General features: G+C 66.1%; 1 protein-coding gene, 2 tRNA genes and 1 pseudogene. 1 reads left to right on the forward strand and 3 read right to left on the reverse strand.

Going from position 1 to position 1308, the window contains the following annotated elements; all coding sequences use genetic code 11:
* Positions 1-24: 24 nt before the first annotated feature.
* Positions 25-177 (forward strand): annotated as a pseudogene (locus BCF74_RS17910) (recombinase zinc ribbon domain-containing protein); the annotation flags it as partial.
* Between the two features lie 565 nt (positions 178-742).
* Here BCF74_RS17910 and BCF74_RS16975 read toward each other — a convergent pair.
* The 3 genes from BCF74_RS16975 to BCF74_RS16980 all read right to left on the reverse strand — a co-directional run bounded on the left by BCF74_RS16975 (position 743) and on the right by BCF74_RS16980 (position 1133).
* A tRNA-Ala gene (locus tag BCF74_RS16975) sits at positions 743-815 on the reverse strand.
* A 22-nt stretch (positions 816-837) separates the two neighbouring features.
* Entirely contained in the window at positions 838-1023 is a 186-nt protein-coding gene (locus BCF74_RS17965) for a DLW-39 family protein (protein WP_218279308.1), read from the reverse strand.
* A 36-nt stretch (positions 1024-1059) separates the two neighbouring features.
* A tRNA-Ile gene (locus BCF74_RS16980) sits at positions 1060-1133 on the reverse strand.
* Positions 1134-1308 lie beyond the last annotated feature (175 nt).

Below are 1308 nucleotides of genomic sequence, written 5' to 3' on the forward strand. Positions count from 1 at the left end.
CACGGCCACTACCTCAAAGGCACCATCCACTGCGGCCAGTGCGGGTCCCGGCTCATCGTCTCCAACGCGAAGAACCGCCACGGCAACGTCTACTGCTACTTCGTGTGCTCCGGTCGGCATTCCAAGCGCACCGACTGCACGCGCCAGGCGATGCTCATCGAGGACGTCGCGAAGCTCGTCGAGGACTACTACACGCGCGTCCAGATCACGCCGGCTCAGCAGGACGCGCTCGCGGGGATGCTCCACCACGAGTTCGACCGGCTCATGGCCGCCGAAACCGAGGAACTGGAACGCCTCACTGCCAACCGCGACCGGCTCGAAGGCGAGCAGGACCGCCTCATGCAGGCGCACTACGCCGACGCGATCCCGCTCTCCGTGCTCAAGCGCGAGCAAGACCGCATCGTCGCCGAACTCGACCAGGTGACCCGCCGTATCGACGCCCACTTCGGTGACTACGCCGACGCTCGCGCCCACCTCGACGACGCGCTCGGCCTGCTCGCCAACTGCGCCGACATCTACGCCCGCTGCGACGACACCAACCGGCGGCTGTGCAACCAGGCGTTCTTCACGAAGGTCTACATCGACGAGGACAACGAGCTGCGCGTCGAGCACAACCGGCCCTTCGAGATGCTCCTCGATCCACAGGTCAACGCCAACGCCCTGACCTGGGCCGCAGACACCAACAAGACCCGAACCTCAACCAACGTTTCCGTTGGCAAGGGTTCGAGCCTTGTGCGTGGGGTGGAGCCAAGGGGACTCGAACCCCTAACCCCCTGCTTGCAAAGCAGGTGCGCTACCAATTGCGCCATGGCCCCTGGGTGCGCCCAGGGCGCGTGTTCAGTTCTGGGTGACTCGCGCCGGACCCGTGCCCGTGCCCGAGCCGGAGCCCGCCACCGAGCCAGCACCAGTCCCAGCATCCGTGGCCTCGGCCCAGAGGCGCTGGTCGGCGCCCTGGTCGTCGAGCTTCTTCTTCACGATGCCGGCCGTGAGCGCGGTGACGGCGACGAAGAGCAGCTTCTTCATGAGGGGCACCAGCCTTGGCTCGGGGATCGATGGGGGTGGGCCTAAGAGGACTTGAACCTCTGACCTCTTCCTTATCAGGGAAGCGCTCTAACCGTCTGAGCTATAGGCCCGTCGCCGATCCGGCGGCGCGCCGCCACAGGGGCGGCGCGAGAGACGAGGCTACCTCACCGCAGCGGCCCCGAACAAAACGGCGAGTTGACTCACGCAAGATGCCCGCGTGATCGGAGTCGTTGACTCACTCGAAGATGCCCGCGTGGGTCACGATCGGGGATGGAGCTCACGTTG

The organism is Knoellia remsis (assembly GCF_003002895.1).
Classification (GTDB): domain Bacteria; phylum Actinomycetota; class Actinomycetes; order Actinomycetales; family Dermatophilaceae; genus Knoellia; species Knoellia remsis.

Bases quoted from the DNA above. Each gene is read 5' to 3' on its own strand.
- BCF74_RS17965 (WP_218279308.1), bottom strand. From the start codon at position 1,023: ATGAAGAAGCTGCTCTTCGTCGCCGTCACCGCGCTCACGGCCGGCATC.